13 protein-coding genes are annotated in these 17367 nt (G+C 71.2%); 4 read left to right on the top strand and 9 right to left on the bottom strand.

The window, feature by feature from the left end; translation table 11 throughout:
• The first annotated feature begins 14 nt into the window (after positions 1-14).
• Entirely contained in the window at positions 15-1409 is a 1395-nt protein-coding gene (locus tag ACIBK3_RS30125; protein ID WP_399370567.1) for a lipase family alpha/beta hydrolase, read from the top strand.
• Positions 1410-1417: 8 nt separating this feature from the next.
• On the opposite strand, the gene ACIBK3_RS30130 is transcribed toward ACIBK3_RS30125, so the two are convergent.
• Positions 1418-3091, bottom strand: coding sequence for a PucR family transcriptional regulator (locus tag ACIBK3_RS30130; protein ID WP_399370568.1), 1674 nt, complete (start codon positions 3089-3091; stop codon positions 1418-1420).
• A 174-nt stretch (positions 3092-3265) separates the two neighbouring features.
• The gene (locus ACIBK3_RS30135) at positions 3266-5398 is read right to left on the bottom strand and encodes an ATP-binding protein (RefSeq protein ID WP_399370569.1); all 2133 of its coding nucleotides are present in this window, start codon (positions 5396-5398) and stop codon (positions 3266-3268) included.
• 480 nt (positions 5399-5878) lie between these two features.
• Here ACIBK3_RS30135 and gabT point away from each other — a divergent pair, with 480 nt between their 5' ends.
• Both gabT and ACIBK3_RS30145 read left to right on the top strand, forming a co-directional pair.
• On the top strand, positions 5879-7213 hold the full coding sequence (gene gabT / locus ACIBK3_RS30140; protein ID WP_399370570.1) for a 4-aminobutyrate--2-oxoglutarate transaminase: 1335 nt from the start codon (positions 5879-5881) through the stop codon (positions 7211-7213).
• 223 nt (positions 7214-7436) lie between these two features.
• Positions 7437-8228, top strand: a complete 792-nt coding sequence (locus tag ACIBK3_RS30145; protein ID WP_399370571.1) for a phosphatase PAP2 family protein — start codon at positions 7437-7439, stop codon at positions 8226-8228.
• 322 nt (positions 8229-8550) lie between these two features.
• Here the strand turns inward: ACIBK3_RS30145 and ACIBK3_RS30150 are convergent, their stop codons facing one another.
• The 7 genes from ACIBK3_RS30150 to ACIBK3_RS30180 form a co-directional block, all read right to left on the bottom strand.
• Positions 8551-9003 (bottom strand): hypothetical protein, encoded by a 453-nt coding sequence (locus ACIBK3_RS30150; protein ID WP_399370572.1) that lies wholly within the window; start codon positions 9001-9003, stop codon positions 8551-8553.
• Between the two features lie 176 nt (positions 9004-9179).
• A complete protein-coding gene (locus tag ACIBK3_RS30155; protein ID WP_399370573.1) occupies positions 9180-10598 on the bottom strand; it encodes an NAD(P)/FAD-dependent oxidoreductase in 1419 nt (472 codons plus the stop codon).
• A gap of 29 nt (positions 10599-10627) precedes the next feature.
• A complete protein-coding gene (locus ACIBK3_RS30160; RefSeq protein ID WP_399370574.1) occupies positions 10628-11428 on the bottom strand; it encodes an ABC transporter permease in 801 nt (266 codons plus the stop codon).
• Between the two features lie 2 nt (positions 11429-11430).
• Positions 11431-12354 (bottom strand): ABC transporter permease, encoded by a 924-nt coding sequence (locus tag ACIBK3_RS30165; RefSeq protein WP_399370575.1) that lies wholly within the window; start codon positions 12352-12354, stop codon positions 11431-11433.
• On the bottom strand, positions 12354-13529 hold the full coding sequence (locus tag ACIBK3_RS30170; RefSeq protein ID WP_399370576.1) for an ABC transporter ATP-binding protein: 1176 nt from the start codon (positions 13527-13529) through the stop codon (positions 12354-12356). The genes ACIBK3_RS30165 and ACIBK3_RS30170 overlap by 1 nt, the downstream gene beginning before the upstream one ends.
• A gap of 5 nt (positions 13530-13534) precedes the next feature.
• Positions 13535-14782, bottom strand: coding sequence for a spermidine/putrescine ABC transporter substrate-binding protein (locus ACIBK3_RS30175; RefSeq protein ID WP_399370577.1), 1248 nt, complete (start codon positions 14780-14782; stop codon positions 13535-13537).
• 98 nt (positions 14783-14880) lie between these two features.
• Positions 14881-16434: a gamma-aminobutyraldehyde dehydrogenase gene (locus ACIBK3_RS30180; RefSeq protein ID WP_399370578.1), complete on the bottom strand. Its 1554-nt coding sequence runs from the start codon at positions 16432-16434 to the stop codon at positions 14881-14883.
• A gap of 186 nt (positions 16435-16620) precedes the next feature.
• On the opposite strand from ACIBK3_RS30180, the gene ACIBK3_RS30185 reads away from it, so the two are divergent.
• A complete protein-coding gene (locus ACIBK3_RS30185; RefSeq protein ID WP_399370579.1) occupies positions 16621-17238 on the top strand; it encodes an NADAR family protein in 618 nt (205 codons plus the stop codon).
• The last annotated feature ends 129 nt before the right edge of the window (positions 17239-17367 follow it).

Here is a 17367-nt window from a genome sequence, read left to right on the forward strand (position 1 = left end):
AGGAGAGTCAGCGCGTGGCGCACGACCTTGTGGTGTTCGTACCCGGAGTGATGGGAAGCGTCCTGCGGGACGGGGACGGGCGCGACGTGTGGAACCTGTCGCTGAGCGTCGGCGGCAGACTGGCCGTGGGCATGGAGCGCTTCTTCCAGCGTCTGGCTCTTCCGCCCGGTCTGGGCGACGAGGTCCCCGACGGGCCGGGCGCGCTGACGCCCGCCGGTCTGTTGCGCGAACCGCGCATCTACCCGGGGCTGCTGCCCCACGTGGCCTACCGGGAGCTGGCCCGGCATCTCGGAGAACTGGCCGAGGGCCGCGTCGCCGTCTTCCCGTACGACTGGCGGCTGTCCAACCGGCACTCCGCCCGCCTGCTGAAGGAGTTCGTGGACCGCGAACTTCAGCGGTGGTGCGAGGAGCGGCGGGCGGCGGACGACGAGGAGGAGCCGCGGGTGATCTTCGTCTGCCATTCGATGGGCGGTCTGGTCACCCGCTACTACCTGGAGGTCCTGGGCGGACGGGAGACCGCCCGGTCACTGGTGACCATCGGCACCCCGTACTCGGGCGCGGTGAAGGCCGTGCGGATCCTCACCGGGACCCTGTCCGGCAGAAAGCTCCTCGGGGTCGGGGACAGGTTGCGCGAAGCCCTCGTAGCGGCCGCACGCACCATGCCGGCCGTCCACCAGCTCCTGCCCACCTATCAATGCGTGACGGAACACGCCGCCGGGACACGGCTGGATGCCGTGCCACTCCCTGACCTCGACAATGCCATGGTCGACGACGCCTTCGCCTTCCGGCGCGAGCTGGACGCGGCGGTGCGCCGGAACACCGCGGAGGATCTGCTGGCCGGTCGTCCCGCCCCGTATCGGGTGTTCGCCTCGGGCGGCAAGGGGGAACCGACCGACGTCACGCTCAGCCTCTCAGCGGGAGACATCACCTACGCGGACCGATTCGGAGCCGAGGACCCCTGGCAGGGTGACGGCACCGTGCCGTGTCTGTCCGCCACTCCCCCCGAGTGGGAGGACAGCGCCCGCGTCGACTGGTTCCGTCTCGGCCATACGGCCCTGCCCAACGACGCTCTGGTCCACCGCCAGTTGCACGACCGGTACGAGGCGCTGGACCACCGCCCCTACCAGGTGCTGGGCACGGGTTTCGGTATCGACGTACCGGAGGCGGTGGGTGCCGGAACCCCGCTCCCGGTGACCGCGGTGTCCGAGGACCCCGGGCTCCTGCTTCAAGCCCACCTCGTCTCCCCGGACAGCGGCGAGACGATCGAGCGCCGACGGCTCCGCCCCGACGGCGACGGCGGCTACAGCGCGACATTCTCACCCTCAGCCGGCGTGTGGATGGTGGAGGTATCGGCTCCGCACGCCACCGGCACACCCGTGCAGCGGGAAGCGGTGCTGGTCCTGGACTGACGCCGCGCCTACTCCGCCGTCGTGACCTTCAGCGCCAGCCACAGCTCCATGCGGACGTCCGGATCGTCCAGCGAGCGGCCCAGGATCTCTTCCACCCGCCGCATCCGGTAGCGCAGCGTATGCCGGTGAACTCCCAGGTCCGCGGCGGCCGCGTCCCACTGCCCGTGTCGCGAGAGCCAGGCCCGCACGGAGGCCACCAGGTCCCCCCGCCCGGTCGCGTCGTGCTCGTGCAGCGCCCGCAGCAGGCCGTCGGCGAAAGCCTTCACCGCGTCGTCCGCGAGCAACGGCAGCACCGACCCCGCCGCCATCTGCTCGTGCTCCACGCAGACCCGCCCCCGCCGCCGCGCGACCGACAGTGCCTGCTCGGCCTGCTTGTAGGCCGCCGCCGCGGCGATCGGGCCGGCCGGCGCGGACATCCCCACGACCAGTTCGTCCTCACCGACGGGCGCTTCCTCCCGGACCCCCTCCCGCGCCGCCTCCAACGCCGCCGCGTACTCCCCGCACGCGGCCACCGCCGCACCCCCGTCCGCGGCCAGCACCACCAGCCGCCCCTCGCTCCCGCCCTCGGGCACGACCAGAACCGCCTCCCCGGCCCGCGCCGCCGCCGACTCCACGACCTCGGTGAGCGCGGCCAGCGGATCGTCGTGCGGGTCGGCGGCGGCCAGCGTCGCCGCCGTCGACTTGGTGGGCGGCACGCGCGCGTGGTCGTCGGACTGCACCCGTGCGGCCGACGCGGCGGAGCCCGACTCGGCGACGATCATCCGGTAGGGCGCGTCCAGCAGTTCCCCGTACAGATCCCCGGCGACCGCCCGCGCGTGGTCCGGCTCCCCGGCGAGCAGCATGCGCAGTACCGCCGCCCCGACCCGCTGCTCGGCCGCGTGCAGGGACCGTGAGCGTTCCGTGGTGAGCGTCAGCAGGGCGATCGCCGAGTGGACGGCGTACCGCTCGGCCGTGCCGAGGGCCGCGGCCGTGCCGACGGCCAAGGCCGCGCGCGGTCGCCGCCCGGTGCCCAGGGAGTGCAGTTCGACCCGGTCCTCGTGCTCGGGTCCGCCGACCACGGAGGAGGCGGGTGCGGGCCGTTCCCGCAGCCGTTCGACGTCCGCGGTGAGCCGGGCGGCCCGTCGCCCGGCCCACTCGGGCGCGGTGGCGACGACAGCGCCCGAGGCGTCGTAGAGCGCCGCCCATCCGTCGACCTGCGCGGCCAGCGCGCTCAGCACGCCTTCCGGCCCGGTTGCCAGCGCCTGCCTGGTCAGCTCGCGCTGCGCGGCGAAGCCCGCCGTCACCGCCCGGTACTGGTCGGCCGCGATCGCCGCCGAGACGGCCTTGCTGATGGCGAGGAAGGGGGTGCGGCGCGGCACCTCAAGCAGCGGCAGGCCTTCCTGTTCCGCCGCGTCCACGAGGGCCTCGGGGATCTCCTCGTAGGCGACCCCGACGGCGAAGCCGAGTCCCACCACCCCGGCGCCGACCAGCCGCTTCACATAACGCGCCATCGCCTCCGGGTCCTCCGCGTCCAGCTTCAGCGCGGTGACCAGCAGCAGTTCGCCGCCCTCCATGTAGGGCACGGGGTCGGCGAGTTCACTGACGTGGGCCCAGCGCACGGGCACGTCCAGGCGGTCGCCACCCGCCCGCACGGTCAGCTTGAGCGCGGAGTGGTGGACGAGCGAGGCGAGCGTGGGAGGCATGGGGCCTTCAGGTATGTGCGACAGACGTGCGTGACAGTGGTGCGTGACAGCCATGTGGGACCGCTGGGCGTGACAGGTGCGCGTGAAAGGAATGTGTGAACATCGTGATCTTTTAGCCGTCACGTATGAACGACCTATGGTGATTCTGCCTCACCGTACGGTCGCCGGGTCACTTCAGCCCCGCAGGTCCACCAACAGCGGCGGCGCGTGCTCCCCCTTCACGTTCGTCAGCGACAGCACCGCGTGCCCCGGCGGCACCCCGTGCGCCAGTTCGGACGCGGACCACCGCTCCCGCTCGACCTGCCGTACGGTCACCGCCCGCGCGGTCGGTGCCTTGCCGGTGATCACCCGCCGCACCGCGTGCAGCACTTTCCCGGCCGGGGTCTCCGCGATGATCTGCCGGTCGGTGACGTCCCGCGCCTCGATCCACTCCTTGCCCCACACCTCGGCGAAGTCCTGCCCGTCCCACGGGGTGAGCCCGGACAGCGCCATCCGGCACCCGGTGGCCCCGAGCAGCGGCCCGCGCAGCGGCCTCGGTACGTCGTCCAGGGTGCGCAGCGTCAGCACGACCCCGGCGTTGCCGGACCGCAGCCGCTGGATGCCCCGTACGGCTTCGGGCGTCACCACACCGGTGGCGTCGTCCAGCACCAGGCAGGCGAACAGCGACCGGTCCTCCCGTACCGCCACGCTCGCCGAGAACTGGGCCAGCACCAGCCGCGTCAGCATCCGCGAGGCCTCGGCGTGCCCGCGCTGCGGCAGGTCGATGCGCACCCGCACCGGGTGGTCCAGCGCCTTGAGGGAGAAGGGCCGTGACTGTCCCGAGGTGTCGAAGAACCCGGCGAAGGTCGGCCGGTCCAGCAGCGCGACCCGGTCCGCGAGGATCCCGCCCACGTCCCCGGGGTGTCCCAGCTGCCGCTCCCGCGCGTCCAGTTCGCGCAGCAGCGCCTCCTGTCCGGCGTCCTGAAGTCCCTTGCGCAGCGCGGCCAGCGGCCCGGGCGTCCCGTCGAGCAGCTGGCGCAGCTCCGGCACGGACGGGAAGCGGCCGTGGACCGCGTGGAACGGGCCCAGCAGCTGGGCCAGGACGGTGGTGGAGCGTCGGGTGTCCCCGCCCTGGTGGGGTTCGGCGAGGTCGCCGACGAGGGCCTCGGCGAGCACGGCCGCGGCCTCGTCCGGGTCGGTCGTGCCGCCGTACAGATCGAGGTCGTACACGGATTCGGGATTCCCGATCTGTACGACGACGTCGTAGGAGTCGGCCGGGCCGAGCCCCGCGCCCGCCGCGCCGACCACCACGACGGCGGCCCGCCCGGCGAGCGCGTGCAGGCACAGTGCCTCGGCGAGCGGCCGCACCACGGTCCCGGTCTTGCCGGAGCCGGGCGGTCCGACGGCGAGCAGGGAGGTGCCGAGCAGGTCGGGGTCGAGGCCGAGACCGGTACCGCGGTAGGCGTAGGGGTTGCGGGCGTCGTCGGCCGTGGTGCCGAGCCGGACCTGGCCGGTGACCAGGTCGTGCCGGGCCAGCCGGGTCGGCAGGTCGCGTTCGCCGGAGGGGTGCAGACAGGCGGCGGCGCCCTCCTGGAGGACGGCGCCGGTGAAGGTGGCGAGGCTGTGCCGGCCGCTGCGGACGCTCTGCCAGGCACGGGTGATGCGGGCGTGGTCCACGTCCCGCATCAGCCCGGCCCTGGCCTCGGCGGCGAGCCGCTCGGCCGCGTCGACGGCTCCGGCGGCGCGCAGCTGGGGCCATTCGGCGGGGTCCTGCTCGGGGACGGGGGGCCGCTCGGGCGCGGCGGCGGCGCGGTTCCAGGCGGGCGGGCCGAAGCGCCGCCAGACCTCGCTCCAGCGGCCGAGGCGGCCCACGACGATCATGATCGTGAAGGCGATCAGCGTGTAGTACGTGTACCAGAGGACGGCGTTGCCGACGCGGTCGCCGCTGTGCCGCCAGGAGTCCGGGGTGAACAGTTCCAGCGGCAGCACCCACCAGCCGCCGAGGTAGCCGTTCCACAGCAGCGACCAGACCAGCCACCCGCACAGGAACGCGATCACCGCCCCGCTCAGCAGCTGCCGCGTCGGGATCCGCTCCGGCTCCTCCTCGGGCCGGGGCTTGTGCCCGAACCGCCAGACCCCGGGCGCCGCCTGTGGGCGCGGGGTCCGCAGCCAGGTGAGGAAGGCCGACCCGTCCGGCATCGGCGGCGCACCCGGCTCCGGCGCCGCGGGCGGCCGTGGCGGCATCGCCGGCATCTGAGGGGGCCCCGCCGGACGTGGCACAGGGTTCGCATGCGTACCCCGCGCGTCCTGCGTCCCGTCGCTGTCCATCGCCCTCGCCCCTTGACCAGCCGTTCCGTCCACCATCAGCGGCCAATCTAACGCCCCGCGCAGGGGAGTTCACCGTTTACGCGGCCGGGTGTCCGGTGATGCGCGGCCCCGCCGCCATGTCCACCGCGGACAACCCGAACCGCCGACAACGCCCACATGGAGCATGCCCGCCCCACACCTCTCGCCCTAGCCTGCGAGAAAGGACCTCAGTCGTCCGAAAGTCGTCCGAAAGACGCCCACCCGGAAGCTCCGAACGCCCACAAGCTCCGGAACACCCGGACTCACCGAACACCCGGACTCACCGAACACCCGGACCCACCGAACACCCGGACCCACCCAACGCCCGGACCACCGAACATCCGGACACACCCAACACCCGGACCCACCGAACATCCGGACCCACCCAACACCCGGACCCACCGAACGCCCGAATCTCCGGAACACCCGGAATCTCCGGTCGCAAGACATCAGGGAGCCCCCATGACCGCACTTCCGCAGGAGCGCCGCGTCGTCACCGCCATCCCCGGCCCGAAGTCGCAGGAGCTGCAGGCCCGCCGCACTGCCGCGGTCGCGCGGGGCGTGGGTTCCGTGCTGCCCGTGTTCACCGCGCGGGCCGGCGGCGGGATCATCGAGGACGTCGACGGAAACCGACTGATCGACTTCGGCTCCGGTATCGCGGTGACGTCCGTCGGCGCCTCCGCCGAGGCCGTCGTACGCCGCGCCTCCGCCCAGCTCGCCGACTTCACCCACACCTGTTTCATGGTCACGCCGTACGAGGGGTACGTGGAGGTCGCCGAGGCCCTGGCCGAGCTGACCCCCGGCGACCACGCCAAGAAGTCGGCCCTCTTCAACAGTGGCGCCGAAGCCGTCGAGAACGCCGTGAAGATCGCGCGGGCGTACACCAAGCGCCAGGCGGTCGTCGTCTTCGACCACGGCTACCACGGCCGTACCAACCTCACGATGGCGCTGACGGCCAAGAACATGCCGTACAAGCACGGCTTCGGTCCGTTCGCGCCCGAGGTCTACCGCATGCCGATGGCATACGGCTACCGCTGGCCGACCGGCCCCGAGAACGCGGGCCCCGAGGCCGCCGCGCAGGCCATCGACCAGATCACCAAGCAGGTCGGCCCGGACAACGTGGCCGCGATCATCGTCGAGCCGGTGCTCGGCGAGGGCGGCTTCATCGAGCCGGCCAAGGGCTTCCTGCCCGCGCTCGCCAGGTTCGCCGCCGACCACGGCATCGTCTTCGTGGCCGACGAGATCCAGTCCGGCTTCTGCCGCACCGGCCAGTGGTTCGCCTGTGAGGACGAGGGCATCGTCCCGGACCTGATCACCACCGCGAAGGGCATCGCGGGCGGTCTGCCGCTGGCCGCCGTCACCGGCCGCGCCGAGATCATGGACGCCGCGCACGCGGGCGGCCTGGGCGGCACCTACGGCGGAAACCCGGTGGCCTGCGCCGGTGCGCTGGGCGCGATCGAGACGATGAAGGAGCTCGACCTCAACGCGCGGGCGAAGGCCATCGAGGCGACGATGAAGCCCCGCCTCACCGCCATGGCCGAGAAATTCGACGTCATCGGCGACGTCCGCGGCCGGGGCGCGATGATCGCCATCGAACTGGTCAAGGACCGTACGACGAAGGAGCCGAACCCGGAGGCGACGGCCGCGCTGGCCAAGGCCTGCCACCAGGAGGGTCTGCTGGTCCTGACCTGTGGCACCTATGGCAACGTGCTGCGCTTCCTGCCGCCGCTGGTCATCGGCGAGGACCTGCTGAACGAGGGCCTGGACATCATCGAGCAGGCGTTCGCACGCATCTGAGCGGTCCAGGGCCGACTATGCCCGCCCGCCGCCCGCCGCCCGCGTCCGAGGGGCCACCGCGCGCCCATCTGACGGGTCACCCGCACACCTGATTCGCGCCAACGGCAGACCGTGTGAAGAAGGTGTGCGGGGTGCATGGGAGGACCGGGTTCCGCCTGTCCTCGCCCCATCCGCTGGCGTAGGTTCTACCCAGATGAGAGATACACCCCGCCCACAGGGGACTGTGGGCGAGAACAGGCCGGGGCCTCCCCAGCTTCGACCTGGTCGTGCCCTCGCGCACACAAACGGGGCCTCTGGCTCCGGATCTCCTCACCGATCGGACAGTCGCCCGCCCCAAACCCCCCGGGGCGCGCGACCATCCGATCCGTTCGGCCGCCCCGGAACCACCCCCCCTGTTCCGGGGCGGCCGACCTTCTTCTTCCTTCTCGGGCTTCCGGCCCTCCTCTTCGCGCTGATCACCTGGCAGGTCGTGGCCGACGGCCCGCTGCTGCGCGCGGACGAGCGCGTCAGCCGCGCCCTGGTCCACCCGGACCGCTTCTCCGGACTCCTCGCCCACCTGGGCGATGTCCAGGTGGCGGTCCCGGTCCTGGCCGCCGCCCTGGCCTACGTCGCTCTGCGCTCCCGCCGCACTGGTACAGACCGCTGGTGGCTCCCGTCCACCGCCGCGGCCCTCCTGATGGTCCTGGTGCCGGCCCTGGTCGTCCCGCTGAAGGAACTCACCGCCCGCCCGGGCACCCCTGTCATGCCCCCCGGCACGGGCTACTTCCCCTCCGGCCACACCGCCACCGCGGCCGTCGCCTACGGCTGCACGACGTTGCTCCTCCTGCCCTGGCTGCGCTCGGCGACAGCCCGCCGAGCCTGCGTGATCACCTGCTCCGTCCTCGTCCTCGCCGTCTCCTTCGGCCTGGTCCGCCGCGGCTACCACTGGCCACTGGACGTCGTGGCCAGTTGGTGTCTGTGCGGGGTACTGCTCTCGTCGCTGTGGCTGCTTCTCAGGCGGCGCACGACCGCCTGATCGTCACGCCCGGCCGCCAGTCCCCCACAACCGCCTGGTCGTCACGCCCGGCCGCTGGTTTTCGCGCCCGGCCTCCGGTCGCCCGGCTCCGTCCGCTCGCCGTCCGCTCGCCGTCCCGCCGCCTAGGGCCTGTTGCGAAAGTGGCCTCGTCGCCCGGAGGGCGGCCGCGCGGCGTCCGGTGCGTGCTCTGGGGGTCCCCCCGGCCGAAGGCTGGGGGAGTGCCGCCCGGAAACCCTCGTACTGGGCGTACTCGGGCTTTCGGGCGGTGCGGCGAGAGTGCGTGCCGGGCGTCGCGCGGCAGAGGCCACTTTCGCAACAGGCCCTAGTCGCCCTCCCGCGTCGCGAGGCCCGCCGCCGCCTCGTGCATGGCCAGTTCGAGGAGGGCCGGGTCGGTGAGGGTGCCGGAGCCGTCCGGCGGGACCAGCCAGCGGACCGAGCCGGTGGAGCGGCCCGGGTACGGCACGACGATCCAGGTGCCGGTGCCGGCCGTACGGATGCCGGTGCCGAGCCAGCGGGCCGCGGTGCCGGGCGGGACGAGGAACCCCATCCGGGCGTCGCCGAAGTCGACGAGCACCGGGCCAGGTCGGTCGAGGATGCGGGTGAGGACGTCGAGGGTGGGATAGCCGAGTTCGCCCGGCAGGATCAGTACGTCCCAGGCCTTGCCGGCGGGCAGGAGCGCGACCCCGTGGGGGTCGCGCTCCCATTCCCGGCGGCAGGCCTCAGGGTCGGGTGCGAGGGATACGAGCCACTCCACCGCTGTCTGCGCCCCAGTCATGAGGGGACCTCCCTTTCACTCTGGACGCGCGTCGCGTCATGAGGGACAGGGAGGTCTTCGGCGACCATCACCCGGGTTCTGACATCCCGTTGGAGTGAACCGCTGAACCGGTGAGCCGGGGAACCGCTGAACCGGTGAACCGGCGAACCGGCTCACATGTGCTCACCCGCCTGTGATCAGCTGTCGAAGCCCAGGCCCAGTCGGTCCATCGTCCGCAGCCACAGGTTGCGCCGGCCCTCGTGCGCGTCCGCCCGTGCCAGCGACCACTTGGTGAGGGCGATGCCCGCCCAGGCGAAGGGCTCCGGCGGGAAGGGCAGCGGCTTCCTGCGGACCATGTCCAGCGCGGTGCGCTCCGTGGCCTGTCCCGCCAGCAGGTCCAGCATCACGTCGGCGCCGAAGCGGGTGGCCCCGACCCCGAGGCCCGTGTAACCCGCCGCGTACGCCACCCTGCCGTGATGGGCGGTGCCGAAGAACGCGGAGAAGCGCGAGCAGGTGTCGATCGCGCCGCCCCACGCGTGGGTGAAGCGGACGCCCTCCAGCTGCGGGAAGCAGGTGAAGAAGTGCCCGGCGAGCTTGGCATAGGTCTGAGGGCGGTCGTCGTACTCGGGGCGCACCCGGCCGCCGTACGGGTAGATCGCGTCGTAGCCGCCCCACAGGATCCGGTTGTCCGCGGCGAGCCGGAAGTAGTGGAACTGGTTGGCGCTGTCGCCCAGGCCCTGTCTGTTCTTCCAGCCGACCGACGCCAGTTGGCCGGCCGTGAGCGGTTCGGTCATCAGCGCGTAGTCGTAGACCGGGACGGTGTACGCCCGCACACGCCTGACCAGGTTCGGGAAGACGTTCGTGCCCAGCGCGACCTTGCGGGCCCGGACGGATCCGTACGGAGTGCGTACGGCCATCTGGGCGCCGTACGGCTTCAGGGTGAGCGCCGGGGTGTGCTCGTACACGCGGACGCCGAGGCGCAGGCAGGCCCGCTTCAGCCCCCAGGCGAGCCTGGCCGGGTTGAGCATGGCCACGCCCCGGCGGTCGTGGAGACCGGCCTGGAAGGTCGGGGAGGCGACCTGTTCCCGTACGGCCTCGGCGTCCAGGAACTCCACACCGTCGGCGAGGCCCGCCCGCTGCATCTCCTCGTACCAGTCGCGCAGTTCCCGGGCCTGGTACGTCTCGGTGGCCACGTCGATCTCGCCGGTGCGCTCGAAGTCGCAGTCGAGGTCGTAGCGGGCGACCGCCTTCTCGATCTCGTCGAGGTTGCGGGTGCCCAGCTCCTGGAGCCGGTGGATCTCGTCCGGCCAGCGGGCCAGGCCGTTGGCCAGGCCGTGGGTGAGGGAGGCGGCGCAGAAGCCGCCGTTGCGGCCGGAGGCCGCCCAGCCCACCTCGCGGCCTTCCAGCAGGACGACATCCCGCTGCGGGTCGCGCTCCTTGGCGTTCAGCGCGGTCCACAGTCCGCTGTAGCCGCCGCCGACGACCAGCAGGTCGCAGGTCTCGGCGCCGGTGAGGGCGGGTTCGGGGCGGGGCCTGCCGGGGTCGTCCAGCCAGTACGGGACCGGCTGGGCTTCGGAAAGAGACTTCGTCCAACGGCTCATGGCACTCGGGGCCATGATGTCAACTCCCTACAGGTGTTTCGCGGTCATGCCTTCTGCTTGGTGCGGCGATTGCCGGCGACCATCGAGGACAGGACGAGCAGTACGGCGACGAGGAACATGGTCGTACCGATGACGTTGATCTGAACGGGCGTTCCGCGCTGCGCCGAGCCCCAGACGAACATGGGGAAGGTGACGGTGGAGCCCGCGGTGAAATTGGTGATGATGAAGTCGTCGAAGGAAAGCGCGAAGGACAGCAGCGCGCCCGCGGCGATTCCGGGAGCCGCGATGGGCAGCGTGACCCGGAGGAACGTCTGCACCGGACTGGCGTACAGATCCCGCGCGGCCTCCTCGAGCCGTGGGTCCATCGACATCACGCGCGCCTTCACCGCGACGACGACGAAGCTGAGGCAGAACATGATGTGGGCGATCAGGATCGTCCAGAAGCCCAGCTGGGCGCCCATGTTGAGGAACAGGGTGAGCAGCGAGGCCGCCATGACGACCTCGGGCATCGCCATCGGCAGGAAGATCAGCGAGTTGACGGACCCCCGCGCGCGGAAGCGGTAACGGACCAGCGCGAAGGCGATCATCGTGCCGAGGACGGTGGCGCCGATCGTCGCCCAGAACGCGATCTGGAGGCTGATCGACAGGGAGCCGCACATGTCGGCGACCCCGCACGGGTCCTTCCAGGCGTCCATGGAGAAGTGCTGCCACTGGTAATTGAAGCGCCCCTTCGGTTTGTTGAAGGAGAACACCGTGACGACGATGTTCGGCAGCAGGAGATAGCCGAGCGTGATCAGTCCCGCGATGACGACGAGATGGCGTTTGAGCCAGTTGACGAAGGTCATTTCTAAACCAGATCCTCCGTGCCGGACTTGCGGATGTAGACCGTGACCATCACGAGGATCGCGGCCATGAGGATGAAGGAGAGGGCCGCGGCCGTCGGATAGTCGAGGATCCGCAGGAACTGGGACTGGATGACGTTTCCGACCATGCGGGTGTCCGTCGAGCCGAGCAGGTCCGCGTTGACGTAGTCGCCGGCCGCCGGGATGAAGGTCAGCAGCGTGCCGGAGACCACGCCCGGCATCGACAGCGGGAAGGTGACCTTGCGGAAGACCGTCCAGGGGCGCGCGTACAGGTCGCCCGCCGCCTCGTGGAGTCGTTGGTCGATGCGCTCCAGCGAGGTGTAGAGCGGCAGGATCATGAACGGCAGGAAGTTGTACGTCAGACCGCAGACGACGGCGAGCGGCGTGGCCAGTACGCGGTCGCCGGAGGTCCAGCCGAGCCAGTTCGTCACGTCCAGGACGTGCAGCGTGTTGAGGGCGCCGACGACCGGGCCGCCGTCCGCGAGGATCGTCTTCCAGGCGAGGGTGCGGATCAGGAAGCTGGTGAAGAAGGGGGCGATCACCAGGATCATGATCAGGTTCCGCCAGCGGCCCGCGCGGAAGGCGATCAGGTACGCCAGCGGGTAGCCGAGGACCAGGCACAGGACGGTCGCCGCGGCGGCGTAGGCGACCGAGCGCAGAAACTGCGGCCAGTACTCGGACAGTGCGTCCCAGTAGGTGGCGAAGTGCCAGGTGACCTTGTAGCCCTCCTCCAGGGAGCCCGTCTGCACGGACGTGGAGGCCTGGTAGATCATCGGCAGCGCGAAGAAGACGATCAGCCAGAGGATGCCGGGCAGCAGGAGCCAGTACGGGACGAGGCGGCCGCGTCCGCGCGGGGGCCGCTTCTCCGGGGCGGGCGCCAGAGGAGGCGCTTCGGTGAGCGTCGACATCAGGCCGCCGTCTCTTCCTGGACACCCGCGGAGCCCGTCGTCCCGGCAAGCAGGGACTGGGCCGCGTCGAGGCCGAAGGTGTGCGCCGGATTCCAGTGCAGGACGACCTCGGCGCCGGGCACCAGCCGGGCGTCACGGTCGATGTTCTGGACGTAGACCTCGAACTCGGGGCACACCGGGCTGTCGATGACGTACTGCGTGGAGACGCCGATGAAGCTGGAGTCGGCGATCGTGCCGGTGATCCGGTTGCGGCCCGTGGGTATCTCGCCCGCGTCGTCGGCGTGGGTGAGGGAGATCTTCTCGGGGCGGACGCCGACCAGCACCTTGCCGCCGGCCGTCGTCGGCGCGGAGCAGCGCGCCTCGGGAAGGACCAGCTTGCCGCCGCCCGCCTTGAGGACGATGTCGTCGCCGCTCCTGGAGTCGACCTCGGCCTCGATCAGGTTGGAGGTGCCGAGGAAGTTGGCGACGAAGGTGGTGTTCGGGTTCTCGTAGAGGTCGGTCGGCGAGCCCAGCTGCTCCACGCGGCCCGCGTTCATCACCGCGACCGTGTCGGCCATGGTCATGGCCTCCTCCTGGTCGTGCGTGACGTGGACGAAGGTGATGCCGACCTCGGTCTGGATCCGCTTGAGCTCCAGCTGCATCTGGCGGCGCAGCTTGAGGTCGAGGGCGCCCAGGGGCTCGTCGAGGAGGAGCACCTTGGGGTGGTTGATGAGCGCGCGGGCGACCGCGACCCGCTGCTGCTGGCCGCCGGAGAGCTGGTGCGGCTTCTTGCGGGCCTGCTCACCGAGCTGTACGAGGTCGAGCATGTCCCCGACCTGCTTCTTCACCGACTTGACGCCGCGCCGGCGCAGACCGAAGGCGACGTTCTCGAAGATGTCGAGGTGCGGGAAGAGGGCGTAGGACTGGAAGACGGTGTTCACCGGCCGCTTGTACGGCGGCAGGCGGGTGACCTCCTGGTCGCCGAGGAAGACCGTCCCGGAGGAGGGTTCCTCCAGGCCCGCGATCATGCGCAGGGTGGTGGTCTTGCCGCAGCCGGAGGCGCCGAGCAGGGCGAAGAAGGAGCCCTGCGGGACGGTCAGGTCGAGCGGGTGTACGGCGGTGAAGGAGCCGTAGGTCTTGCTGATGCCCGACAGGCGGACATCGCCGCCGCGGTCCGTCGTGTTGGTCGTCGTCACGGTGATCACGCCCCAGTCAGCTTCGCGAACTTCTCTTCGAACTCGGTCTCTTCCTTCGAGCTCAGCGAGCGGAAGGCGTGGGACTTCGCCACCATGGCCTTGTCCGGGATGATCAGCGGGTTGTTCGCCGCATCCTTGTCGATCTTCTCCAGCTCGGGCTTGACGCCTTCGACCGGACACACGTAGTTGATGTAGGCGGCGAGTTCGGCGGCCGGCCCGGGCTCGTAGTAGTAGTCGATGAGCCGTTCGGCGTTCGTCTTGTGCCGCGCCTTGTTGGGGATCAGCAGGTTGTCGGTCGACGTCATGTAGCCGCTGTCCGGGATCAGGAAGTCGATGTCGGGGCTGTCCGCCTTGAGCTGGACCACGTCACCCGCCCAGGCGACACAGGCCGCGAAGTCGCCGCTGGTGAGGTCGGAGGTGTAGTCGTTGCCGGTGAAGCGGCGGATCTGGCCCTTGTCGACGGCCTTCTGGAGGCGGGCGATCACCGCGTCGTAGTCGTCGGCGGTGAACTTCGCCGGGTCCTTGCCCATGTCCAGCAGGGTCATCCCGATGCTGTCGCGCATCTCCGACAGGAAACCGACCCGGCCCTTGAGCTTGGGATTGTCGAGCAGGTCGGAGACCGACTTCACCTCGACGCCGTCGAGCGCCTTCTTGTTGTAGGCGATGACAGTCGAGATGCCCTGCCAGACGTACGAGTAGGCGCGGCCGGGGTCCCAGTCCGGGCTGCGGAACTGGGCGGACAGGTTGGCGTAGGCGTGCGGCAGCAGGGACGGGTCCAGCTTCTGCACCCAGCCCAGCCGGATGAGGCGGCCGGCCAGCCAGTCGGTGAGGACGATGAGGTCACGGCCGGTGTCCTGGCCCGCGGCGAGCTGCGGCTTGATCTTGCCGAAGAACTCGTTGTTGTCGTTGATGTCCTCGGTGTACTTGACCTTGATCCCGGTCCGCTTCGTGAACTGGTCGAGCGTGGGGTGGTGCTTCTCGCTGTCGTCCACGTCCATGTACTCGGTCCAGTTGGAGAAGTTGACGGTCTTCTCCTTCGCCGAGCGGTCGTCCGCGGAGACACCGCCTTGTGGGGTGCCCGCCGCGGGGATGCCGCAGGCGCTGAGCGCCCCGAGGCCGCCGACCGCGAGCGCGCCGCCCGCCGAGGCGCGCAGCAGCGAACGCCGGGTCATGGCGGCCCTGCCGTTCCTGAAACTGCGCCGCATGGCGGCGACTTGGGCCTGGGACAGGCGGTCGGGCTCGTACTGCTCCATGCGCGTGGTGCCCTTTCGGGAGTGCCCGTTGGGGAGTGCCTTCTTGGGAGGGCCTTCTGGGAGGGTGTGCGGCCGCTGGTCAGGCGGCCGGGAAACGGCTACCGGTCCCCGAAGATCGTGCGGTGCCAGTCCTTGCGGGACACCGCCGTGTTGTCGAACATGACGTGCTTGATCTGGGTGTACTCCTCGAACGAGTACGAGGACATGTCCTTGCCGAAGCCGGACGCCCGGTACCCGCCGTGGGGCATCTCGCTGATGATCGGAATGTGGTCGTTGACCCACACGCAGCCCGCCTTGATCTCGCGGGTGGCGCGGTTCGCCCGGTACACGTCCCGGCTCCACGCGGAGGCGGCGAGCCCGTACGGGGTGTCGTTGGCCAGCCGGATCCCCTCGTCGTCGCTGTCGAAGGGCAGGACGACCAGGACCGGCCCGAAGAGCTCGGACTGGACGATCTCGCTGTCCTGGGCGGCGTCCGCGACCAGGGTCGGGCGGTAGTACGCCCCCTTCTTCAGCTCCCCCTGCGGGGCCTCGCCACCGGTCACCACGCGCGCGTAGGCACGCGCCCGGTCGACGAAAGCGGCGACGCGGTCGCGCTGGACGTGGGAGATCAGCGGGCCGAGATCGGTGCCCGGTGCGAACGGGTCGCCGAGCCGGACGGTCTCCATCAGGGCGGCCGTCCGCTCGACGAACGCCTCGTAGAGGGGACGTTGTACGTACGCGCGCGTGGCGGCCGTGCAGTCCTGCCCGGTGTTGATGAGCGCGCCCGCGACCGCGCCGTGGACGGCCGCCTCCAGGTCGGCGTCGTCGAAGACGAGGAAGGGCGCCTTGCCGCCGAGCTCCAGGTGCAGACGCTTGACGGTGGCGGTGGCGATCTCCGCGACCCGCTTGCCGACGGCGGTGGAGCCGGTGAAGGACGTCATGGCCACGTCCGGGTGGCCGACGAGGTGCTCGCCCGCCTCCTTTCCGGTGCCGTTGACGATGTTGATCACGCCGTCCGGGATCCCGGCGTCGGTGGCGGCCCGCGCGAAGAGCAACGAGGTGAGCGGGGTGAGCTCGGCGGGCTTGAGCACGATCGTGTTGCCCGCGGCGATCGCCGGGAGGATCTTCCATGCGGCCATCTGGAGGGGGTAGTTCCAGGGCGCGATGGAGCCGACGACGCCGATGGGTTCACGGCGGACGTACGAGGTGTGGTCGCCGGAGTACTCGCCCGCCGACTGGCCCTGGAGGTGGCGGGCGGCGCCCGCGAAGAAGGCGGTGTTGTCGACGGTGCCCGGGACGTCGAACTCGCGGGTCAGCTTCAGCGGCTTGCCGCACTGGAGGGACTCCGCGCGGGCGAAGTCCTCCGCCCGGTCGGCGAGCACGGCGGCGAAGCGGTGCAGGGCGTCCGAACGCTCCCCCGGGGTGGCCGAGGACCAGCCCGGGAAGGCGGCGCGGGCGGAGGCGACGGCGTCGTCGACGTCGGCGGCACTCGCCAGCTCGTACGTGTACACCTCCTCGCCGGTCGACGGGTCGACGACCGCGTGCGTACGGCCGGAGGTGCCCTTGGTCAGGCGGCCCGCGATGAACTGCGCGCCGTCCGCGAAGCGCTCCTGGGCCGCGAAGCGCTCGTGGGCCGGGAATCGTTCCGGGGTGGCAGTGCCCGGGTTGTGCATGTCGCTCTCGCTCTCCTCCGCCGGCGCCCCGCGATGGTCGGAGGCGGGTGGCGTAGCTCCAGCTCGATTTGAGTGCCGATCCTGACAGAGCAAAGGGCACTCAACAAGGGATTCCGTTGTTGCCTTTTGGTTACGCGACGGAATCTGTCGACCACGTGTCGAGCCGACGCGGAAAAGGAGGACGGAATGTCAGTGGTGGCTGCCAGACTCGCGTGCATGGAAAGGACCAGGGGGATGATCTGTTCACGGGAAGCGCTGATCAGGGAGGTCCGGGCGGGGGCCCGGATCAAGTACCTGCACTTCTGGGGTCACCGGCCGCGGCCGGACGGCCGGATCGGGGCGAGCTGTCTGAGCCAGTGGTGGCCGTCGCCGTTCACGGTGGACGGGGTGACCTACGCGACCGCCGAGCACTGGATGATGGCGCGCAAGGCACGGCTCTTCGAGGACGCGGAGGCGGAGCGGCGGGTGCTGGCGGCCGGCCATCCGGCCGAGGCCAAGAAGGCGGGGCGGCAGGTGCGCGGCTTCGACCAGGCCGTGTGGGAGCGGGAGCGGTTCGGGATCGTGGTCGAGGGCAACGTCCACAAGTTCGCCTCGGACCCCGAGCTGCGGGAGTTCCTGCTGAACACGGGCGAGCGGATACTGGTGGAGGCGAGCCCGGTGGACCTGGTGTGGGGCATCGGACTGGCCGCGGACGATCCGGCGGCTCAGGATCCCGAGCGGTGGCGGGGACCGAACCTGCTGGGGTTCGCGCTGATCAAGGCGCGGGAGCGACTGCGGGCGGACCTGGCGGACCGGGGGGAGTGAGTCGGGGGGGGGCCGCCCGGCGCCCCCCCCCCCCCCCCCCCGGCCCGCGCGGGCGGACGGGGCGCCGCCCCCCCCCCCCGCCGCGGCCGCGGCCCGCCGGCGCCGGGGGCGCGCCCGCAGGGCGCGCCA

The sequence above is a fragment of the Streptomyces sp. NPDC050287 genome (assembly GCF_044459385.1).
Taxonomy (GTDB): Bacteria; Actinomycetota; Actinomycetes; order Streptomycetales; family Streptomycetaceae; genus Streptomyces.

What these genes read in the sequence shown, in the direction of transcription:
- ACIBK3_RS30130 (WP_399370568.1), bottom strand. Translation starts at nt 3,091, where the DNA reads ATGCCTCCCACGCTCGCCTCGCTCGTCCACCACTCCGCGCTCAAGCTG.
- ACIBK3_RS30135 (WP_399370569.1), bottom strand. Translation starts at nt 5,398, where the DNA reads ATGGACAGCGACGGGACGCAGGACGCGCGGGGTACGCATGCGAACCCT.
- gabT (WP_399370570.1), top strand. Translation starts at nt 5,879, where the DNA reads ATGACCGCACTTCCGCAGGAGCGCCGCGTCGTCACCGCCATCCCCGGC.
- ACIBK3_RS30150 (WP_399370572.1), bottom strand. Translation starts at nt 9,003, where the DNA reads ATGACTGGGGCGCAGACAGCGGTGGAGTGGCTCGTATCCCTCGCACCC.
- ACIBK3_RS30155 (WP_399370573.1), bottom strand. Translation starts at nt 10,598, where the DNA reads ATGGCCCCGAGTGCCATGAGCCGTTGGACGAAGTCTCTTTCCGAAGCC.
- ACIBK3_RS30160 (WP_399370574.1), bottom strand. Translation starts at nt 11,428, where the DNA reads ATGACCTTCGTCAACTGGCTCAAACGCCATCTCGTCGTCATCGCGGGA.
- ACIBK3_RS30165 (WP_399370575.1), bottom strand. Translation starts at nt 12,354, where the DNA reads ATGTCGACGCTCACCGAAGCGCCTCCTCTGGCGCCCGCCCCGGAGAAG.
- ACIBK3_RS30175 (WP_399370577.1), bottom strand. Translation starts at nt 14,782, where the DNA reads ATGGAGCAGTACGAGCCCGACCGCCTGTCCCAGGCCCAAGTCGCCGCC.
- ACIBK3_RS30180 (WP_399370578.1), bottom strand. Translation starts at nt 16,434, where the DNA reads ATGCACAACCCGGGCACTGCCACCCCGGAACGATTCCCGGCCCACGAG.
- ACIBK3_RS30185 (WP_399370579.1), top strand. Translation starts at nt 16,621, where the DNA reads ATGTCAGTGGTGGCTGCCAGACTCGCGTGCATGGAAAGGACCAGGGGG.